This is a genomic window from Halobaculum gomorrense, assembly GCF_900129775.1.
Classification (GTDB): domain Archaea; phylum Halobacteriota; class Halobacteria; order Halobacteriales; family Haloferacaceae; genus Halobaculum; species Halobaculum gomorrense.
The window spans coordinates 326,970-347,008 of the sequence record NZ_FQWV01000001.1 but is presented as its reverse complement, the minus strand read 5'-3'; the positions used below and the strand labels follow the sequence as shown (position 1 = coordinate 347,008).

At 71.8% G+C, this 20,039-nt stretch carries 18 protein-coding genes; 9 read left to right on the top strand and 9 right to left on the bottom strand.

Going from position 1 to position 20,039, the window contains the following annotated elements; all coding sequences use genetic code 11:
- The first annotated feature begins 151 nt into the window (after positions 1 to 151).
- Entirely contained in the window at positions 152 to 349 is a 198-nt protein-coding gene (locus BUE16_RS01735) for a hypothetical protein (protein WP_073306688.1), read from the top strand.
- A 95-nt stretch (positions 350 to 444) separates the two neighbouring features.
- On the opposite strand, the gene BUE16_RS01730 is transcribed toward BUE16_RS01735, so the two are convergent.
- The 4 genes from BUE16_RS01730 to BUE16_RS01715 form a co-directional block, all read right to left on the bottom strand.
- Positions 445 to 1,464 carry a hypothetical protein gene (locus BUE16_RS01730; RefSeq protein ID WP_073306687.1) on the bottom strand — a complete coding sequence of 340 codons (1,020 nt, stop codon included), beginning with the start codon at positions 1,462 to 1,464 and terminating at the stop codon, positions 445 to 447.
- A 128-nt stretch (positions 1,465 to 1,592) separates the two neighbouring features.
- On the bottom strand, positions 1,593 to 1,967 hold the full coding sequence (gcvH, locus tag BUE16_RS01725) for a glycine cleavage system protein GcvH (protein ID WP_073306686.1): 375 nt from the start codon (positions 1,965 to 1,967) through the stop codon (positions 1,593 to 1,595).
- Positions 1,968 to 2,044: 77 nt separating this feature from the next.
- Entirely contained in the window at positions 2,045 to 4,303 is a 2,259-nt protein-coding gene (locus tag BUE16_RS01720; RefSeq protein WP_073306685.1) for a beta-glucosidase, read from the bottom strand.
- Between the two features lie 78 nt (positions 4,304 to 4,381).
- Positions 4,382 to 5,554 carry a glycine cleavage system aminomethyltransferase GcvT gene (locus BUE16_RS01715; RefSeq protein ID WP_073306684.1) on the bottom strand — a complete coding sequence of 391 codons (1,173 nt, stop codon included), beginning with the start codon at positions 5,552 to 5,554 and terminating at the stop codon, positions 4,382 to 4,384.
- A gap of 144 nt (positions 5,555 to 5,698) precedes the next feature.
- On the opposite strand from BUE16_RS01715, the gene BUE16_RS01710 reads away from it, so the two are divergent.
- Positions 5,699 to 6,799 carry a histidine kinase N-terminal 7TM domain-containing protein gene (locus tag BUE16_RS01710; RefSeq protein WP_073306683.1) on the top strand — a complete coding sequence of 367 codons (1,101 nt, stop codon included), beginning with the start codon at positions 5,699 to 5,701 and terminating at the stop codon, positions 6,797 to 6,799.
- A gap of 19 nt (positions 6,800 to 6,818) precedes the next feature.
- On the opposite strand, the gene gap is transcribed toward BUE16_RS01710, so the two are convergent.
- Positions 6,819 to 7,877 (bottom strand): type I glyceraldehyde-3-phosphate dehydrogenase, encoded by a 1,059-nt coding sequence (gene gap, locus BUE16_RS01705; RefSeq protein WP_073306682.1) that lies wholly within the window; start codon positions 7,875 to 7,877, stop codon positions 6,819 to 6,821.
- Between the two features lie 196 nt (positions 7,878 to 8,073).
- Here gap and BUE16_RS01700 point away from each other — a divergent pair, with 196 nt between their 5' ends.
- Positions 8,074 to 8,457, top strand: a complete 384-nt coding sequence (locus tag BUE16_RS01700) for an Hsp20/alpha crystallin family protein (RefSeq protein ID WP_073306681.1) — start codon at positions 8,074 to 8,076, stop codon at positions 8,455 to 8,457.
- 44 nt (positions 8,458 to 8,501) lie between these two features.
- On the opposite strand, the gene BUE16_RS01695 is transcribed toward BUE16_RS01700, so the two are convergent.
- Positions 8,502 to 9,428, bottom strand: a complete 927-nt coding sequence (locus tag BUE16_RS01695) for an ATP-grasp domain-containing protein (RefSeq protein ID WP_073306680.1) — start codon at positions 9,426 to 9,428, stop codon at positions 8,502 to 8,504.
- 157 nt (positions 9,429 to 9,585) lie between these two features.
- Here BUE16_RS01695 and BUE16_RS01690 point away from each other — a divergent pair, with 157 nt between their 5' ends.
- The 4 genes from BUE16_RS01690 (at position 9,586) to BUE16_RS01675 (ending at position 13,231) form a co-directional block, all read left to right on the top strand.
- On the top strand, positions 9,586 to 10,239 hold the full coding sequence (locus tag BUE16_RS01690) for an HVO_0476 family zinc finger protein (RefSeq protein WP_073306679.1): 654 nt from the start codon (positions 9,586 to 9,588) through the stop codon (positions 10,237 to 10,239).
- 149 nt (positions 10,240 to 10,388) lie between these two features.
- A complete protein-coding gene (locus BUE16_RS01685; RefSeq protein WP_073306678.1) occupies positions 10,389 to 11,516 on the top strand; it encodes a hypothetical protein in 1,128 nt (375 codons plus the stop codon).
- 61 nt (positions 11,517 to 11,577) lie between these two features.
- Positions 11,578 to 12,231 carry a protein-L-isoaspartate O-methyltransferase gene (pcm, locus tag BUE16_RS01680; protein WP_073306677.1) on the top strand — a complete coding sequence of 218 codons (654 nt, stop codon included), beginning with the start codon at positions 11,578 to 11,580 and terminating at the stop codon, positions 12,229 to 12,231.
- A 76-nt stretch (positions 12,232 to 12,307) separates the two neighbouring features.
- Complete coding sequence (locus tag BUE16_RS01675; protein ID WP_073306676.1) at positions 12,308 to 13,231, top strand: class I SAM-dependent methyltransferase; 924 nt, start codon at positions 12,308 to 12,310, stop codon at positions 13,229 to 13,231.
- 131 nt (positions 13,232 to 13,362) lie between these two features.
- Here BUE16_RS01675 and BUE16_RS01670 read toward each other — a convergent pair whose 3' ends face one another.
- Positions 13,363 to 13,656 carry a MarR family transcriptional regulator gene (locus BUE16_RS01670; RefSeq protein ID WP_073306675.1) on the bottom strand — a complete coding sequence of 98 codons (294 nt, stop codon included), beginning with the start codon at positions 13,654 to 13,656 and terminating at the stop codon, positions 13,363 to 13,365.
- 185 nt (positions 13,657 to 13,841) lie between these two features.
- On the opposite strand from BUE16_RS01670, the gene BUE16_RS01665 reads away from it, so the two are divergent.
- Both BUE16_RS01665 and BUE16_RS01660 read left to right on the top strand, forming a co-directional pair.
- Positions 13,842 to 14,642 carry a protein-L-isoaspartate O-methyltransferase family protein gene (locus tag BUE16_RS01665; protein ID WP_073306674.1) on the top strand — a complete coding sequence of 267 codons (801 nt, stop codon included), beginning with the start codon at positions 13,842 to 13,844 and terminating at the stop codon, positions 14,640 to 14,642.
- A gap of 149 nt (positions 14,643 to 14,791) precedes the next feature.
- Positions 14,792 to 16,525, top strand: a complete 1,734-nt coding sequence (locus tag BUE16_RS01660; protein WP_079991444.1) for an alpha-amylase family glycosyl hydrolase — start codon at positions 14,792 to 14,794, stop codon at positions 16,523 to 16,525.
- On the opposite strand, the gene BUE16_RS01655 is transcribed toward BUE16_RS01660, so the two are convergent.
- On the bottom strand, positions 16,526 to 18,568 hold the full coding sequence (locus tag BUE16_RS01655) for a PAS domain-containing sensor histidine kinase (RefSeq protein ID WP_073306673.1): 2,043 nt from the start codon (positions 18,566 to 18,568) through the stop codon (positions 16,526 to 16,528).
- Entirely contained in the window at positions 18,561 to 19,997 is a 1,437-nt protein-coding gene (locus BUE16_RS01650; protein ID WP_073306672.1) for an ATPase domain-containing protein, read from the bottom strand. Before BUE16_RS01650 ends, BUE16_RS01655 begins: the two co-directional genes overlap by 8 nt.
- Between the last annotated feature and the right edge of the window lie 42 nt (positions 19,998 to 20,039).

Sequence of the window (20,039 nt, the reverse complement as noted above, 5' to 3'; positions counted from 1 at the left end):
CCACCTCTGTCCATAGATGTGCCTACGGCGCGCCCACCAAGAGTCGTTCGTTCCCGGGCGGTGCGGCCGGAAGCCGGCTGCGCGCGGGCCGGGCGCGAGCGGCGGACGCCCCGGTCGAGAGCGCTATCCGTCGGCGCCGCCAAGCGGTGGCGTGACCGATCCGGTCGATCCCCCGAAGACGGACCCGCTCGACGTGGACGACGAGGCGTCGGTGTCGCCGCGACCGTACGCCGACCTCGTGCACGGCCTCATGGAGGCCCGAGACTGTCCGGAGGCCGACGCCGAAGACTGGGTGGACGAGCACGGCCGCGAGGCGGCCGAGCGGTTCCTGCTCGCGCGGTGGAGCTGACGGCGCGTCGCCGCGGCGCCATCGCTTGACCTCCTCTCGCGCCTCAAATCACTCCGCGGTCGTCCGCTCCGCCGTCGGCCGCTCCGACGGGACGGCTACGCGCCCGGCGTCGGCGTCTCCGTGAACGCCGACTCTTCGACCCACAGCGACGCCCAGTACACCGCGCCGTCGTAGCGGACGACGTACTCGCCGCTGGCGCGCCACGGCTCGGGCCGGCGCTCCCACTCGAAGACGACGGGCTCGCGCTCGCGGAACCGGTTCACGAGCGACCGGAGCGCGTCGCTGGGTTCCTGGTCGCTCGCGACGTGGTACCCCGAGTAGTCGTCGCCGTCGGGTGCGGGGGTCTCGGGATCGATCGCGGCGTCGAGGATCTCCCGCTCCTCGCGCGGCAGCACCGCCAGCGAGAAGCCGAACCGCTCGCGCACGTCCGCGCCGAACGCCGTCGCTGAGGTGACGCGATCGGCCGTCAGCTCGTAGGTGTAGACCGTGTACGAGCCGCCGCCGTCGACCTCGAACCGGGCCGGGCCGTCCGGCCAGACGATCACCGAGTACTCCGGCTCCGGAACGAGCACCGACTCCTCGACGGCCTCCGGTCGGTACGAGAGGCTCGTGCCGATCCCGAACGGGCGCTCGTCGACGAACCCCAGCTCGCGGAACTTCCTCCTGTCCACCGCCGGGAGCTCCTCGAACCGGATCCGGTCGCCCGGACCGGGGGTTTCCGCGCCCTCGTCGACGCGGAGCGGATTGATCGTCACGGAGAACGACCGCAGCTCTCGGGAGTCGACCGGCTCCGCGGCGAAGCGGTAGACGCCGTCGTTCACGACGACCGGCCGACCGGTCGGGAGGGGCACGTCGGTGTCCTCAGTCGTCACGGGCCCCGCCTCGACGACCCGGACCGCGAGGCCGCCGCGGGGGTTCGGGTCGGCCTCGCCGCCGTCGCCGCCGTCGCCGCCGTCGCCGAAGACCGTGAGGGCTTCCCGCGCGAGGCCGGCATCGTCCTCGGCGGTCAGTCGGAGGGAGGCGGTCGGGGAGGCCGCACAGCCAGTACACCCGCCGGCGGCCGTCGCAGCGAGCGTTGCCGTCGTCGCGAGGAACGAGCGGCGGTCGAGTGACATGACCGCCGGTACGGGGAGGAACGGCAAGAAGCGTCCGGAGGCGAAAACGGCGATTGTAGCGACCGGCGGTCGACCGAGGCCCGACGGGCGTCCCGGCGTGGGATCTGGACGATCGCAGGGGCCGACCGTTACGCGATCTGGTCGGCGTACTCGTCGGCCGAGAGGAGGTCGTCGAGGTCGCCCTCCTCGAAGTCGAGTTCGAGCATCCAGCCGTCGCCGAAGGGGGCGTCGTTGACGAGTTCGGGCGCGTCGAACAGCGCCTCGTTGACGGCGACCACCTCGCCGGAGACCGGCGCGTACAGGTCCGAGACAGCCTTTATCGACTCGATGACGCCGAACTCGCCGCCGGCGTCGACGGCGTCGCCCTCGCCCGGAAGCTCCACGAACACCACGTCGCCGAGTTCGTCTTGGGCGAACTCGGAGATGCCGACGCGGCCGGTCTCCGGGTCGATCCACTCGTGTGACTCGCGGTAGCGAAGGTCGTCGGGAACGTCGAAGCTCATCGTCTATCGGAGATGCCGGGGCGGGGGTACTTGGGTGTATCCGAACCTCCGCGGGATCGCCGGTGGGACTGGGTGGACTACTCTCGCTCGAACCGGACCGCGGTCCGGATATCGGTCGCCGACCGGCCGACCTCGACGACGAACGGGCCCGAGCGCTCCGTCCACCCGTCGTCGTAGCGGTGGAACGGCAGGTCCGCCAGGTCGACGGTGACGGCGACCGTCTGCCCGGCCGGGACGCGGACCGAGGCGAACCCCGCGAGCACGCGGCGGGGCTCGTCCGCGAACCGGGCGGCGTCGGCATCGTCGGCGCTCGCATCCGCGCCGTCCGCATCGGCGTCGCGCGCGTACCGGACGTACGCCTGCACCACCTCTCGGCCGTCCCGGTCGGCAGTGTTGGCGACGCGCACGCGGACCGTCCGCTCGTCGACCCGCGTCGCGCCGCGGTACTCGAAGGCGGCGTACGAGTGGCCGTGACCGAACGGGTACGTCGCCTCCGCGTCGGTCGCGTCGAAGTGGCGGTACCCCACCAGTCGGCCCTCGCCGTACTCGACGACGCCGTCCTCGCCGGGGAACCGCGTCGGGTCCGCCTTCGGGTACGCCTCCTCGGGCGCGACTGTCACCGGGAGCCGTCCGCCCGGGTCGCAGTCGCCGTACAGGACCGCCGCGGTCGCCGCGCCGTGCGCCTGTCCGGGGTACCAGTTCTCGACGACCGCGTCGACCGCCTCGCGCCACGGCGTCTCCACGGCCCCCGCGGAGTTGATCACGACGACCGTCCGCTCGGCGGCGTCGGCGACGGCGGTGACGAGGTCGTCTTGCGCTCCCGGCAGCGAGAGGTCCGGGCGGTCCCACGCCTCCGTCGCACGGTCGCGGACGAACACGACCGCGACGTCCGCGGACGCGGCCGCGTCGACCGCGGCCGCGAGCGTGCGGGTCGAGTCGGGGGACCCGTCGGCGCGATCGACCGCGCCGGGCGGGCCTCCGGTCGCCGTCACCGACCCGTCTCCGTCGTCGGGAGCGTCCATCATCGAGGGATCGGCTATCAGCGGGTGGCCCGGGGCGACCGTCACCTCGCCCGCGGCGCGGTCGCGCAGCCCCTCGACGGGCGTCGATTCGGCCGCCGCCTCAACCGAGGACGAGCCGCCGCCCCCTGCGAGCGCGCGGTCCACGTTCGGGCCGACGAGCGCGACGGCGGCGGCGTCAGCGAGCGGGAGGACGCCGTCGTTCTCCAAAAGCACCGTGCCGCGGACGGCGACCCGCTCGGCGAGCGCGCGGTGGTCGGGGGTGTCGACGGCGCCCGCCGGGCGGTCGCCGTCGAGGCGGTCGAACGCCGCCAGCCGCGAGACGACCCGCCCCGCCATGTCGTCGACGCGGTCGCGGGACACCTCGCCCGAGCGGACGGCGGGCGCGAGCGTCTCGGCGAAGCGCGCGACGGTCCGCGGGTCCGGCAGGCCGCCGTGGGGCGGCGCGCCCTCGCCCCCCGCGGACTCCTCGGACACCCCGTGGTCATCCGCGCCGGCGTCCGCCTCGTCCCCGAACGCCTCCTCCTCGTCACCCCCCTCGGGCGCCCCCATCTCCGTCGCGAACGTCGAGAGCGGGACGCCCGGCATCTCCATGTCCAGGCCGCCGTTGGCGGTCCGGACGGCGTCGCCGGTGCCGAACCAGTCGGAGACGACGAACCCCTCGAACCCCCACTCCCCCTTCAGCACCTCGCGAAGGAGCCGCCGGTGTTCGCTCATCGGCGTGCCGCCCACCGCGTTGTACGCCGACATCACGGCCGCGACATCGGCGTCGACGGCCGCGCGAAACGGCGGGAGATACACCTCCCGGAGCGTTCGTTCGTCGACATCGACGTTGACGGCCGCCCGCTCGGTCTCCTGGTTGTTGGCGACGTAGTGTTTCACGCACGCGAGGACGCCTGCCGACTGGATGCCCTCGACCGTCGCGGCGGCGAACGCGCCGGCGTGGACCGGGTCCTCGGAGTAGTACTCGAAGTTGCGACCGCCGTGGGGCACCCGGACGATGTTCGTCCCCGGCGCGAGCAGCACGTCCTGTCCGAGCGCGGCCGCCTCCCGGCCCATCGCCGCGCCCACGTCGGCCGCGATCTCGGTGTCGAACGTCGCCGCGACCGCCAGCGGCGCGGGGAACGCTGTTGCCGCCTGGCCGGGGACGCGAACGCCGAGCGACCCGTCGACAAAACGGGTCGGAGAGACACCGAGGCGCTCGATACCGGAAATGTAACCGGTGGCGTCACCCTCGGGGTCGACGGCGCCGTGACACAGCGAGACCGCCTCGTCGAGCGTCGCTTCCTTGAGGACCGACCGCGCGCGTTCGTTCATACACCCACGTCTCTCAGCGGCGCAAAATACCCCGCCCAAGCGAGCCGGTCCGGGCTGCCGCGAGAGGCGGGCATGCGCTCACTCGAACGGGACCGAGACGACCTTCCCGCGCTTCTCGCGCCCGCGGACGACCACGTTGACCTCGGTTCCCGGGTCGGTCAAGTCGACGGGGAGGTACCCGAGCGCGATCGGCTTGCCCAGCGAGGGGCTCATCGTCCCCGAGGTGACCGTCCCGACGACGTGGCCGTCCTCGTCGGTCACGTCGTAGCCGTGGCGCGGCACCCCCCGGTCGAGCAGTTCGATGCCGACGAACGTCTCCTCGATCCCCGACTCTGCCTGCGCGGCGAGCGCATCGCGGCCGACGAACTCAGTGTGGATATCGACCGCGAAGCCGATGTCGGCCTCGTACGGCGTCCGCGGCTCGTCTTCGGGGTGGAAGTCCTGCCCCGAGAGGAGAAAGCCCTCCTCGATGCGCAGCGTGTCGCGCGCGCCGAGGCCGCACGGCGTCGCATCGTCGGCGAACAGCGCCCACACCGCCTCCGCGTCGTCCCACGGACACAGCAGTTCGAAGCCGTCTTCCCCGGTGTAGCCGGTTCGGGCGACCCAACAGTCCGCGCCGGCGAACGGTGCGAACGTCGCAGAGAACCGTGAGAGATCGCGTACGTCGGGGCCGCCGTCGTCGACAGCGCTGGCGACGAGGTCGGGCGCCTCGGGCCCCTGCACCGCGAACATCGCCCAGTCCTCGGTGACGTTGCGGACCTCGCAGTCTAGGTCCCACTCGTCGCGGTGGTCGACCCACCGCTCGTGCATCTCGGCGTCGTGGCCCGCGTTCGGGACGAACAGGTACGCCGGCACCGTCTCCGATCGCCCGCCGTCGGACCCTGCCTCCTCGGACCTCGCCTCGCTGGACCCTGCTTCGACCGATCGCTGCTCGTCGGGGAGACGGTAGACGACGGTGTCGTCGAGCATCACGCCGTCGTCGCGGGTAATCGCGGCGTACTGCGCGTCTCCGGGCGAGAGCGCGGCCACGTCGTTGGTCGTGAGCCGGTTCAGGAGGGCAGTCGCGTCGGGGCCGGCGACCTCGATCTCGCCCATGTGGGAGACGTCGAAGACGCCGGCGGCCTCGCGCACCGCCGCGTGCTCGGCCTGGATCGACTCGAACTCGACGGGCATGTCCCAGCCGCCGAACTCGGTGAACTTCGCGTCGCGCTCGGCGTGACCCGCGCGCAACGGCGGCTTCCGGAGCGTCATATCCGACCCGTCGGTCGCTCCCGAGTAATCCTTTGGTATTCGACGGCGGACCCCGACGGCCCCGCGAGCGGGCGGCCCCACGCCAGTATCAATCTGGATAGCTGGAACGGATGCGTTTAGAATCCACACCGAGTAAAGACGGTGATGCTCGGGACAGGCACAACTGAACTCCTCGCGTACGTGCTCGTGTACGCGGTCGCGATCGTCGGCTGCAGCGCGGCGCTTCGGCGGGCGGTGGTGATCGACGACGACGAGACCCGGCGCGGCCTCGTCGGACTGTTGGTCTCAAGCGGCGGGTGGGCCGCCGCGCAGCTCGCGTACCTCCTCGCGCCGCCGGCGTACCAGTACGCGCTGTATCTCGCTGGGCTGATCGTCGGGCTCACGACGGTCGGGGCGTGGCTGTACTTCGCCTCGGCGTACACTGGCCGGGCGTTCCACCGGACTCCGGCGTACCGCCGCGCGGCGGTCGGCACCTACCTCGCGATCGTCGCGGTCAAGCTCACCAACCCCGTCCACGAGCTGTACTTCACGGCCGAACGCGTCGCGACGCCGTTCGTCCACCTCGCGATCCAGCAGGGGATGGCCCACTGGGTCGTCACCGGCCTGTCGTACGCGCTCGTCACCGTCGGCTTCTTCATGCTGTTCGAACAGTTCCTGGAGGCCGACTTCGACACGCGACCGCTGGCGGCGCTGGTCGGCGTCACGGCGCTCCCGGTCGCGTTCGACGTGGTCGAGATCGCCAGCGCGTCGCTGCTGGACCTCAGCCTCGAGCCGGTCGGCGTCGCGGCGTTCGCCGTCGGCACGCTGTACGCCTTCGACGACCGCTTCCTCTCGGTCCAGCTGTCCGACGGCGTCGACGACGGACTGGTCTATCTCGACGAGGACGACCGGCTCCGCTCGCTACTGTTGAGCGCGTTCCGGTTCGCCGTCCACAACGAGGCGACGCGGGTGACGGTGCGGCTCACCGACGACGGGCTGACGGTAGCCGACGACGGGCGCGAGCACTCGGCGCTGGACCCGGAGTCGTTCTTTGAGTACGGCGGCGCGGTTCCGGACGCCGAGGCGGGGATCGCGCTGCCGAACGTCCGGACACTCGCGCGCGTCCACGGCTGGAGCGCCACCGTCGACGGCGACTACGAGGGCGGCGTCAAGCTGGTGATCGAGGACGCGTGTGCGGAGCCGGATCCCGCGCCGAAGGGAGGCGACTCCGCGCCCGGCGGGGCGGCCGCCTCGCGGGCGCGGTAGTCGGGAGCCCGACCGACCGTCAGTAGCCGTCCACGTAGGCGGCCACGTCGAGCAGACGGTTCGAGAAGCCGTACTCGTTGTCGTACCACGTCAGGATCTTCGCGATCCCGTCGTCGTCGTCGCCGACGACGTTCGTCGAGCGCAGGTCGACGTACGAGGAGAACGGGAGCCCGAGGATGTCGCGGCTGACGACCTCGTCGTCGGTGTAGCCGAGCACGCCGGCCAGCGGGCCCGAGTCGGCCGCGTCGCGGAACGCATCGTTGATCGCCTCGGCCGACGGAGACGCCTCCAGGTCGACGACGAGCTCGGTGAGCGAGCCGTTCGGGACGGGCACGCGCATCGCCATGCCGTCGAGCTTCCCCTTCAGCTGGGGCAGAATCTCGGTGGCCGCCTGCGCGGCGCCCGTCGACGTGGGGACGATGTTCTCGGCGGCCGCGCGGCCGCGGCGGGTCTTCGCCTTCGGCCCGTCGACGAGGTTCTGGCTCCCCGTATACGCGTGGACGGTCGTCAGCGTTCCCGACTCGATACCGAACTCCTTGTCGAGCACCATCGCGACCGGCGTCACGGAGTTGGTCGTACAGGACGCGTTCGAGACGACCGACTCGCCGTCGTACTCTTCGGCGTGGTTGACGCCGTACACGAGCTGCTTGACTGGCTCCTCGCCCTTCGGCGGCGCGGAGATGACGGCCACGTCCGCGCCCGCCTCGACGTGCCGTTGGGCGTCGCCCTTCGTCCGAAAGACGCCGGTGCACTCCAGTGCCACGTCGACATCGAACTCTCCCCACGGGAGGTCCGCCGGGTCCTGCTCGTCGAGCAGCGGCACCGCCGTGTCGCCGATGCTCAGTTCGCGGGACTCGGCGTCGTAGCTGACGCCGTCGAGGCGACCCATCACGGTGTCGTAGGAGGCGAGGTACCGCATCTCCTCGCCGTCCATCACGTCGTTGATCCCGGCGAGTTCGATCCGGGGGTCCTCCAGCACCGCGCGGAAGACGTTCCGCCCGATCCGACCGAAGCCGTTCAGGCCAACGCGCACGGGGTCGTCGACATCGTCGCCCGCGTCGAGGTGCGATTTACTCATATCCGAATAACTGCTATCCAGGGTCTTATCGCTTGCGGGTGACGCAGCCTGGTCCGGCAGTGCGGCGTCCCCGCGCTCGTGGGAGATCACGGCGGTGGATCATCACGGCGGTGGGTCCCCCATCGCGATCGCCGGCGCCGCCGGACGCTGCCGGGGGGAGAAAGCTTATTCGGCGGAGCGAACTACGATCGGCAGCATGCGCGACGACCGCGACGATCCGTTCGGCGATATCTTCGATGAGATCGAGCGGATGATGAGCGAGATGACCGGCGCCGCTGCCGGCGAAGCAGGCGCCGGCGACGCCGGTTTCGGGGACGAGACCCACGTGGCGGTGTACGAGGAGGGAGAAACGCTTCGCCTCGTCGCCGACCTGCCGGGCGTCGAGAAGGAGTCGATCGACCTCCAGTGCGACGGCCGGACGCTCACCGTCTCCGCGGCGGGCGCGAGCCGGCGGTTCGACGAGCGCGTTCGGCTTCCGGTCCGGGTCGACGAGCACTCCGCGTCCGCGTCGTTCAACAACGGCGTTCTCGAGGTCACCTTCGACGCGCTGGAGCCCTCGGCCGACATCGACGTCGAGTAGCGCGTCGGGTCCGTCTCGCCGCTCCGTCCCGTTCAGTTCCGCCCTCATCGATCCGCGGTCCGCCGGACCAGCGCCGCGAGATCCGCGTCGAACCCCTCGCGGTACTTTTTCGCGGCGTCGATCGTCGGGCGCGCGTTCGTCTCCGAGACGACGATCCGCCCGTCGGATTCCAGCAGGTCGACCCCGAGCAGCGGAGCGTCGAGCGCCGCGGCCGCGCGCTCGGCGAGCCCACGCGCTTCCGCGGGCAGGTCGACGCCCTCGGCGACCGCGCCGCGGTGGACGTTGTGCTTCCACTTCCCCTCGGCCAGTGCCGCCTCAGGGAGGCGGCGCTCCACCGCGCCAGCGTACGTCCCGTCGAGCACCATCGCCCGGTAGTCAGTCGCGTCGGGGAGGAACGCTTGGAGCAGATACGACTTGTCGCCGGTCGCGCGGTAGTCGTGGACGAGGTCGAGGTAGTCGGTCACGCCGAGCAGCGAGTCCGGGTCCGTCGCCTTCGCGACGCCGACGCCGCGCGTCGCCGAGTTGGGCTTGACGACCACCGGGTACCCGATCTCGTCGGCCGCCGCCAGCACCGCCTCATCGTCGACGGGATTGGACACGAGCCGCGTCTCGGGCACCGGGAGCCCGGCGTCGGCCAGCGTCGCGAGCGTCCCGGCTTTGTTGCGCGAGGCGAGCACCGCCTCGCGGCCGTTTACCCACGGTACGTCGAGGCGCGCGTCGATCACGGCGCCCTCCATCAGCCGCGACGGGTACACCCAGCCGGCGTCGAAGCCGGCGAACTCGTCGGCCTCCGCGCCGTCGGCGACGGACTCATCGGCGCCTCCGGCCGCCACTCGAAGCACGCGCTCGTCCGGTCGGACGTGCTCGACGGCGATGCCGTGCGGGGCGAGCCGGTCGCGCAGGCGCTCGAACGTCTCCGCCCGCGTCGTGACCGCGAGCCGGAGGTCGGGGTCGGGCAGCGCCGTTGTCATCGCTCTGTCGGAGCCGACGAGCGCCCCGCGTATAGCGGTTCGGCTCCGGGCGCGATACCGGCGATCCGACGGAGTGGGCGACCCGCGACCCCGACACGATCCCACACGCGCATCCGGAGAAACGAGGCTTCTTACGGCGCGATGCGGTAGCGAGGGTATGAGCGATTCCGACGTTCCCTCGCAGGTGCCCGTGGAGTGCCCGGGCTGCGGCGAGGAGACACCCCACGAGGTGCTGAAGCCCGGCGGTCACGCCACGGTGCAGTGTACGGTCTGCGGCCACACCCACAAGGTCGAGGTGCCGGAGCCGACGACCGTCGACGTGGACGTGGTCGTCTCCCAGGACGGCGAGTCGTACACCGCGACGCTCGACGGCGAGCCCGACCAAGAGGTCGCGACCGGTGACGAGTTCATCGTCGAGACCGATGCGGCGATCCAGCAGGTGCGCGTCACCTCGATCGAGCTGTCGGGCGACCGCCGCGTCGACCAGTCCGACCTCGACCACGCCGCGACCGTCTGGACGCGCGTCGTCGACAACGTCGCCGTCAACATCACCATCCACCCAAAGGACGGCCGCCGCGACGAGACGCGGAGCCTGAAGGTGTACGTCCCTGGCGACTACGAGTTCGTCGTCGGCGAGACGGCATCGTTCGGCGACGACGAGATCGAGATCGAGGGCGTGCAAGTCCGCGACGAGTCCGCCGACGCCTACCGCCACGAGAAGTTCGACCATGAGGGCGACATGGTGTACGCGAAGGATGTGAAGCGTGTGTACGCCCGCGACACGAAGACCGCCGCCTGGTCGGCCTGGTAGGCCCTCAACCCCGACCGCCGGCGCCGTCGACCACGGCGCGCGACCGGCTGAAACGCGTTTCAGCGAGCGCTTTTCTCCCTCCTCCGACACGCACCGAGCGTGCGATCCAGTTCCCGACGCGACCGACCCGCAGCCCGCGGAGGTCGACGATGAGCGAGTGGCGCGTCGCCGATCCGACCGCCCGCCTAACCGATCCCGAGGCGGCCGATCCGCCCCGCGAGACGACGTTCGCCGACGCCGCCGCGCGCGCGAACTTCGTCGTCCACGCGCCGACGACGCTCCCCGACGACTGCGCCGTCGAGGCGGTCACCTACCGCCACGAGCAGCCGCCCGGCCGGCCGGAGGGCGTGAGCGCCGAGGAGTTGGGCCAGACGCCCTGGAGCGACGGCAACCCCTGCAGCGTCCGGGCGGTCGTCCGCGGCGACGGCCGCGCGCTCCGGATCAAGCAGTTCCTCTACGACTGGGCGCCGCCGGCTGCCGGCGTGGCGCCGCTGTGGCGCACGCCCGACCCGGAGCCGGTCGACTGCGGCGACGCCATGGGGTGGCTCGGCACCGACTACGAGGGCCGCCGCGGCGCGTGCCTCCAGCGCGAGCGCGCCCAGATCGAGGTGTCGGTCACGGACGGCGAGTTCGACGCCGGCGACCTCTCGGCGGTCGTCAGCGGGTTCGCCCCCGCCGACGCGGCCGCCAGTCGCGGCGTCCGACAGGCGCCGTTTCACGCGCTGAACTACTGGGTCCGCTTCGGCTGTCGGCCGCCGGGCGTTCCCCACGGCCTGTGGGACCACTCCGAGCCGCGGCCCTACGACGAGAGCCATCCCGTCTCGCTGGCGTCGCTCGCGTACGATCCGCCGGTGCGCCCGTTGGTTCCCGTTGGCGCGGGCGGCGGTAGCTACAACCGCGACGACGGCGACCGCGACGACACCCACGACCGCTTCGTGCTCGACTCGGCGCTGGCGTTCCCCGAGGCGGACGCCGTCGAGCTGGTGTTCCGCAACCGCGCGAACGCGAGCGACCACCTCTGGATCACCGCGGCCGGGCCCGACAGCCCGCTCGCACCCGACTTCCCCCCGGAGCCCGCCGACCAGTCCGCCGAGACGCGCGAGCGGGTCTCCCTCCGCGGGACCGACGCGTACCACGCCGCGCTCACGGAAGAACACGGCGCATGGGAGGCGCTGTGGGCAGAGGAGGGCGTCCGGTACGCCGCGTGGGCGGGGCCATCCGCGGCCCTCGACGGCGAGGCGTTTCGCGACGTGATCGACGGGCTCGGGGAACCGTAGCCCGCGCGAGCGCCCCGGCGCTCGGACGAGCAGTTTTGCGGACGGCGCCCGAAGTGCCGACATGGACTCCGAGGCGGCCCGCGAGCAACTGATCAACCGGCTGCGTCGGCGCTCGGACATCGACGACCCGGCTCTCGAGGCCCTGCAAGCCGTCCCCCGCCACGAGTTCGTCCCCGACGCCGGCGTCGAGGCGGCGTACGCGGATCGGCCGGTGCCCATCGGTGACGGGCAGACAGCGAGCGCGCCCTCGGTGGTGGGGCTGATGTGCTCGCTGCTCGGCGTCGGCGCGGGCGACGACGTGCTCGAGGTCGGAACCGGCTGCGGCTACCACGCCGCCGTGACGGCCGAACTCGTCGACCCCGGTGGGGTCTACTCCGTCGAGTACGCCCCGGACCTGGCGGCCGACGCGCGCGAACGGCTCTCGCGGCTCGGGTACGACGCGGTCCGCGTCCGCGTCGGCGACGGCCGGAAGGGGTGGTCCGAGCACGCGCCCTACGACGCGGCGTACCTCACCTGCGCGGCCCCGGAGATCCCCGATCCCGTGGTCGACCAGGTCCGCGACGGCGGCCGGGTCGTCGCCCCCGTCGAGGCCGGCGGACGGCGGATCGGGGGCCAGCGGCTCGTGTCCCTGCGGGTCGGGAGCGACGGCGTTGAGCGCGAGGACCACGGAGGTGTCCGGTTCGTGTCGATGCGCGGGGGCGGCGGCGACGCGTGAGCCGGCTGCCCCCGGCGCCCGCGGCGACCGGAGAGATGCCCTTTTATGTTCGCTCTCGAAGCGTCGGGAACGAGCCATGCCGACGGACGAGCGGACGGAGCTGGGGACCGAGGCGCTGCACCTCCTGTGGGCGGCGCGCCGGACGGGGACGCTGGAGGCGTTGCTGTCGAGCGCCGGGACCCCCGCGGAGGTGGCGGCCGAAACCGACCTCGCCGAGCCGCAGGCGCGGCGACTGGTTGCGGCGCTCGCGGATCTGGGCTTCTTCGAGGCCGTCGGCGACGAGTACGAGCCGACGAACCGCGCGCTCGGGCTGCTCGCCAAGCGGGACGTGCGCTCGATCGGGACAGTCCCGCACGCCCTCGACCGCCTCGACGAACTGGTCGGGCTGCCCGAGACGCTGGAGACTGGCGTCCCGCCCGAGCGACGGGACGACTGGGAGGCGAACGCCCTCGGCGCCCACTACGCCACCGACGACGCCGTCGTCCGCGCGTGCGTCACCGCTGCGATCCGAGCGGATCCGGACGCCCGCTCCGTCGTGGACGTGTGCGGCGGCTCGGGCGTGTACGCCCGCGAGTTCGCCGCCCGCGGCGTCGACGCGACGCTGGTCACCTCGCCGACGGCGGCCGAGCGGCTCGGTCGGGTCCACGGCGATCGGGTGCGGGTTCACACCGGCACCCCCGCGGCGCTCGACCGGTCGTTCGACCTGGCGTTCCTCGGGGACGCGCTCTCGTCGATGGACCCCGCGGAGGCGCGCGCGACCTGCGTCACCGCCGCGGACCTGCTCGGCGGCGACGGCGTCGTCGTCGCCGCGGGCGTCTTCGCCGGCGCCGGCGAGGCGTCGGTCGCGGCGGAGGTCCGCGGGCTCGCGAGCGGCCACGGCGGTGCGCACGGGCCCGAGGCCGTCCGCGAGTGGTTCATCGAGGCGGGACTCGCCGACGTTCGGATCCGGTCGATCCCGGAGACCGACAGACGGGCCGCGATCGGCGTCGGCGACGAGTGACGGCCCGCGCGAGCGCGGTACCACAACGCACCAGAACGCAGCGGAGTGCGGCCGCTCACGCCGAGGCAACAGGGTGACCAAGCGCCGCGGTGAGCGCGTCTTCGAGGAGCGACCCGGCGACCGGTGATGCGCTACCGCGCCGACGCCGGCGACTCCGACGCCAGCCCGACGGGCGGGTCGTCGTCGTCGGGCTCGTCCGCGGACAGCGAGTAGAAGCGCTGGCGAGCGTCCATGATGTTCAACTCCTCGTGCAACACGTCGGCCTCGCGGAGCTCTTCGAGCGCGTAGCGAACCGTCCGCTGTGGGAGCAGCGTCTCCTCGGCGATCGCCGCCTGAGTCAGCCGCTCGTGGTTCTCTAAGACGACGAAGACGAGCTTCGCGCTGGGCGGGAGATCGGCGACCGCCTCGCGGGGATCCGTAACCATCGGTTCGGTCCACACTCGGCATCATAAAGACGCTCGCCGTACTGTGCGTTCCGCGCGCACGACCGATCGGCCGGCTGACCTCCGATCGCGGGGACGGGTGGAGTGACGGGGCGACGGCGACACCGACGACGCCGTCGGCGACGCCGAGCGTGCGGTTCATATTCGGCGAGCGCCATCGCCTGATAATGGACGGACCCGACCCGGCACTGCTGCGCGAGGACATGCTCGATTCCGTCGAGCACAGCCTCGGCCGTGCGGTCCCGCCGACGGTTCGCGAGGCGATGGCGACGGTCCCTCGCGAGGAGTTCGTCGCGGAGGCGCCGTACGCGAACCGGGCGGGCGAACAGGGCGGCACGCGCGTGCTCTCGCCGGCGACGGTCGCGCGGCTACTGTCGGCGCTTGCCCCCGACGCGGGCGACGAGACGCTCGTCGTGGGCGGCGGCGTCGGCTACACCGCCGCGGTGCTCGCGGAGATCGCCGGCGCGCGTCGCGTCCACGCTGTCGACATCTCCCGACGGATGGTGTACGACGCGAGACAGAACCTCTCGGCGGCGGGGTACGGCGCCGTCCTCGTCGACCGCGCCGACGGCGCGCGCGGCCTGCCGGCGTACGCGCCGTTCGACCGGATCCTCGTCGAGGCGGCCGCCGTTGAGCCGCCGCGTGACCTCGTCGACCAGCTCGCGCCCGGCGGCCGGCTGGTGCTCCCGCGCGGCCGCGGCGCTGACCAGACCGTCGTCGCGTACGAACCCGGTGGCGGGAACGCTGGCAACGACGGCGCCGGCGACGGAACGGTGGCCGAAGTCGACACCGCCGGCCCGGTGTCGCTGTCGCCGCTGCTCGTCGAAGGCGAGCAGGCCGGCGCCGGCGTCCGAAACCGCACCCGGCGTGAGGAAGCCGAGTTCTCCGAGCAGGGCTACTTCGCGAAGACCGGCTGGGAGCACGAGTGGATCGACTGGGACGACCGGCTGACAGGCACCGACCGCTGAGTCGGACGGCCCGCGCTCGCGTCGTTCGCGCCGCCGAACCGTCGGCTGTCAGGGTCGCGTCCACCCCGAACCGCCGGCGCGTTGGAGCCGCGTCGACGCCACGTCGCTCCGAGGGGTTTTACCGCCTGCCGTGACGACGAGCGAGCGATATGGATGCCGACGCCGCCGGGGACGGAGAGCGAGTGAGCGCCGCGGCCGACGCGTTCGCGCCGCTCGCCGATGGGGGACAGCCGGGGTGGTACCGTGATGCGGTCGTGTACAGCCTCGACGTGAAGACGTTCCAGGACAGCGACGGCGACGGCTGGGGCGACTTCCGGGGACTGATCGACCGACTCGACTACCTCGAGAACCTGGGCGTCGACTGCCTGTGGATCCGGCCGTTCTACCCCAGCCCGCTCCGGGACAACGGCTACGACGTGGCCGACTACCGCGACGTGGACGAGCGCCTGGGCTCGCTCAACGCGTTCGACGATCTGGTGGCCGAACTCGACGCACGCGGGATGCGACTGATCACCGACCTCGTGCTCAATCACACCTCGACGGAGCATGAGTGGTTCCAGCGCGCCCGCGAGGACCCCGATTCCAAGTACCACGACTACTATCTGTGGACGAGCCACGTCGACGAGGCGTACCACACCGAGAACATCTTCCCCGAGTTCGAAGACGGCGTCTGGTCGTACGACGAGGTCGCCGGCAAGCACTACTTCCACCAGTTCTACGGCCACCAGCCGGATCTCAACGTCGCCAACTCCGACGTCCAAGAAGAGCTGTTCTCCATCGCGGAGTTCTGGCTGGAGCGCGGCGTCGACGGCTTCCGCATCGACGCGGCCCACCCGATGATCCTCCCGAAGGGCCACAACGCCCACCGGCTGGAGGACCCACAGTGGCTCTTTCGCGAACTGAAGCGCCGTGCCCGCGAGGTGAACGACGAGGCGGTGCTCCTGGCCGAGGCGGACGACGAGCCCGACCGGCTGGACTTCTACTTCGGCGACGGGGAGGGGTTCGACGCGCTGTTCAACTTCGTCGGCAACTCTCACGTCACCTACGGGGTCGGCGTGGGCGACAGCTGGCCGCTGTACCGGATGTTCGAGCAGATCCCCGACGCACAGCCCGACGGCCACGTCTGGTGGGCCAACTTCCTTCGCAACCACGACGAGTGGAACCTCCTGAAGCTCCCACACGACGCGCTCGAACACGCCCGCGAGGAGTTCAGGAAGGGCGGCGACGGCCGCGACTCGTGGGTCTTCGGCCGCGGCCACCGCCTCCGGCTGGCGGACCTCTACGACGGCGACCACGACCGGATCGCGATGGCCCACAGCCTCCTGTTGTCGCTGCCGGGCACCCCGATCGTCAACTCCGGCGACGAGATCGGGATGCACGCAGACCTGGATCGACCCGAACGGCAGGCCGTCCGCACGCCGATGCGGTGGGACGGCGCCGAGCCGAACGCCGGCTTCTCGACGGCCGACCCGGAGGAGCTCGTGATCCCGGTCGACGGCACGGGCTGGCCGGGCGTGTTCCAGGCGGACGCAGCGAGCCAGCGGGGCGACCCGGGCTCGCTGTTCGAGCGCGTCGCGAGCGCGATCGACGCCCGGAAACGGTGTCCGGAGATTGCCCGCGGCGACTGCTCGATCGTTCACGTCGATTCCGGGGACATGTGGGCCCACCGGTTCGACCACGACGGCCGCGTTCTCCTGGCGGTTCACAACCTCGCGAGCGGTCCTCGCGAGGTCGTCGCCGGCTTCGATGTCGACCCCGCGGACGCCGAGCGCGTCCTCGGCGACGCCGACTACCGCGTCGCGGACGGCGGCGTCACCGTGACACTCGACGGCTGTGCGTACCTCTGGCTCCGCGGCGAGCGGCGAGGCGACGGCGGCCGCTGATCACGCCGCCGCGTCGCCGTTGACGATCGGAATCCGAGCGATGACGACCGCGCCGCCGTCCGACCCCTCCTCGTAGCCCACCGTCCCGCCGACGGCGTCGACCGTCCACCGGACGAGCCACAGCCCGACGCCCTGCCCGTGTTCGGTCGGCGTTTCGGCGCCGGAGTCGAGGGGCGCGCGGCTGTCGGGTGTGATCCCGGAGCCGTCGTCGGCGACGCGGAGGACGGCCTCGTCGGCCGCGACCGACAGCGAAACGTGGACCGTGGGGTCCTCGACGTGTTCGAGCGCGTTCGAGACCAGTTCGTCGACCACCAGCGACAGCGCGCCCGCGCCGGCGACGGTCGCGGGCCCGTCCGGGGTCGACACCAACACCGTCGCGTCCGGTGCCGCCGCCGCGAGCGCGCTGGCCACGTCGACGACCACGGTCCCGGCGTCGACGGGGTCGTCGTCGCCGTCGGCGCCAACGTCCTCGCGGAAGCGCCGCGCGCTGTCGGACAGGTCGAGGATGTCTGTCGCCGCCTCCCTGATGCGGTCGAGGGCACCCCGAAGGTCGTCGAGGTCGACGACGAGCGAGTCGTCCGTCGAATCAGCCGATTCGGCTACCCGCTGCGCCCGGTCGGCGTAGCCGAGGACGACGTTCAGGCGGTTACGGATGTTGTGCCTGAGGACCCGATCCAACACGGAGAGGCGCTGCTCGTGGGACACCCGCTCGGTCACGTCGCGTTGAAAGCCGAGATAGTGCGTTACGTCACCGTCGGCTCCGCGGATGGGCGAAATGTCGAGTGCGCTGTACCACCGCCGTCCGTCGCTGCGCCTGTTCAACAGCACGACCGACGCCTCCTCGCCGCGGTCGATGGCTCGCCGGAGCTGCGCGACCGTCCCCGGGTTGGTCGCGTCGGTCTGGAGGATCCGAGGGTTGTGCCCCAGGAGGTCGTCGTCGCCGAGTCCGGTGAGACGCTTAAACTCCTCGTTCGCGTAGATGAGTCCCTCCTCCTCAGTGGAGTGGTCGGCGATAGTGATGCCGACGGTCGCCTCGTCCATCGCGCGGCGGTACAGCGCCAGCCGCTCCTCTCGCTCGCGGCGTTGGCGGAGGTCGTGAACGACCACCTGCACGTCGCCGCTTCCGCCGTCGATCGCGGTCAGCTCAACCGGGATCCTGCTGGCCGGCTCAGACGGCGAGTCAATCAACGGCTCCGGGACCGAGTCGTTGACCGCGTCCGCCTCCGTCGACGCCGGGCGACCGGCGGCGGCATCGGTCGCGACATCGGTCCCCTCCGGCGTGCCGGCGTCCGCGGGTTCCGGGCTCGAAGACGCCGGACCGGCCCGCTCGGTGCCACCGTCGGCGTTGCGGATCACAGTCCGGTGCAGCGCCGTCTCGATGGGTTCGCTGCGCCCGCCTGCGGCGGCCGTCTCCAGCGCGCGGGCGACGCTGTCGCGGTCAACTTCGGGGACCAGGTCGACGAACTCCGCCGTTCGAACCGCCGCGGGATCGACGCCCAGCAGCGACGCGGCCGCCGGGTTCGCGTACGTCACGCGCCCGTCGGCACAGACGAAGACGGCGTCCGGCAGTCGGCGGACGAGCCGTTGGTGGCGATCGCGACTCTGCTCGAGCCTCGTCGAAAAGCGCCGCGCCCGGGCGAGCGTTCGAAGCCGGCGGGCGAGGTTCGCGCGTCGGATCGGCGCGTCGATCACGTCGTCGACGTGATCGCCCGCGTCACCGAGGCGCCCGAGAACGGTCTCTGCGTCGCCGTACCGCTCGGGGACGAACAGCAGCGTCGGCGTGTAGGTGCTCGTTGACTTCCGGTGGGCCGCGAGCGCGCCGGCGACCCCGCGGAGCCCGTCCACGTCGAACAGGCACACGTCGAAGGCGGCGTCGAACGGCGCGGGGTCGTCGGCGCCGACGACGCGCGGCGTGAACTCGTCGCTCTCCGCGAGCCACTCGCGAAGCAGACGGCAGTCGGCGCTGTCCTCGACGACGACCAAGACCGGGATCTGTGGCGAGTCGGATTCCGCCGTCGGGTCCGTCCTCGGACTGTCAGTCATCGACTAACTCCGGGGAGCCCGAAAGGACGCCCCGAAGCCGGGTCATCGGCTCGCCGAGGACGAGGCCGTCGTCGGTGATCCGAAACTCTCGAAGCGTGCGCTCGAAATCCGAGGTCCGCTTTTTCAGCACGCCGACCGCCTTCCGGAGCTCGCCGGTGAGCTCGAGGTATCGCAGGAACACGATGGTGTCCGCGAGGTAGCTGATCCGGTCGCTCGTCGCCTCGAAGTCACCGGTCACCGACCCCACGTCGTCGACGAGGATCACCGCGACGCCCATGTTCCGGAGGTACCGGCACAGCGCGTGCAGCTCGCGGACCAAGTCGTCGTCGTCGCCGCGCAGCGAGAGCCGGTAGCCCGACACGCCGTCGATGAGGACCGTCCGCGCGCCGTCCTCCTCGACGGCCTCGCGCACGTCGGCGGCGAACTCGTCGGGCGAGACGCCGAGCGGTTCGACCTCGCGCACGTCGAGCGTGCCGCGCTCGCGTAGCTCCCGCACTGGGAGGCCGATTACCTCCGAGCGGTGGGCGTGCGTCGCCGCGCGCTCCTCGAACAGGTACGCGACCGAGCGCTCTCCGCGGGCGGCTGCCTCGACGAGGAAGTGCGTCGCCGTCGTGGTCTTCCCGACGCCGCTGGGGCCCGAGAGAACCGAGACGGTGCCGCGGTCGATGCCGCCGTGGAGGAGATCGTCGAGCGCGTCGACCCCCGAGGAGACGGCCTCGGCGGTGAATTCGGCGTCGTGATCCCCGGGGACCAGCCGCGGGTACACGTGCACGCCGCCATCGCGGACCCGAGCGGTGTGGACGCCCGAGGCGAACGACGACCCCCGGAACTTGGTCACCTCCAGCGTCCGGCCTTTCTCGGCGTGCGCGAGGGTGATCGTGCCGTCGCAGATGAACTCCAAGTCTTCGTCGGAGACCGAGCCGGTCGGCTGCGTCGAGAAGAGGACCGTCGCCCCGCGGCCGGTGAGGTAGCGCATGAACGACGACACCTGCCGGCGGAACTGATAGTCGTCGCGGACGTAGTGACGGAGCTGGGTCATCGGGTCGACGAACACCCGGTCGGGGTCGTTCGCCTCGACCGCCTCGCGGATCCGAGCGGTGATATCGTCGCCCTCGACCTCGTCGGCGCCGAACACGTCGTAGCTCGCGTCCGCCGCGAACGCGTCGCCGTCGGGACTCAGATCCAGGAAGGAGAGATCATCGGTGTCCACCCCGAGCGTTGCCGCGTTCTCGCGGATGTTCTCGGTCGGCTCCTCGAACCCGACGAACAGCGACGACCCCTCGCCGGCCGCGAGGAACTGCAGCCCCAGCACCGTCTTCCCGGTTCCGGCGCCGCCCCGGAGCATGTACGCCCGTTCGGGGACGAATCCCCCGTCGAGAACCGAAGAAAGGCCCGGGACCCCCGGATCGAGCCGCCGAAGATCAGTCATGGAAGCAACACGGGCAGTTGCGTACTTAATCGTGGGGTAACC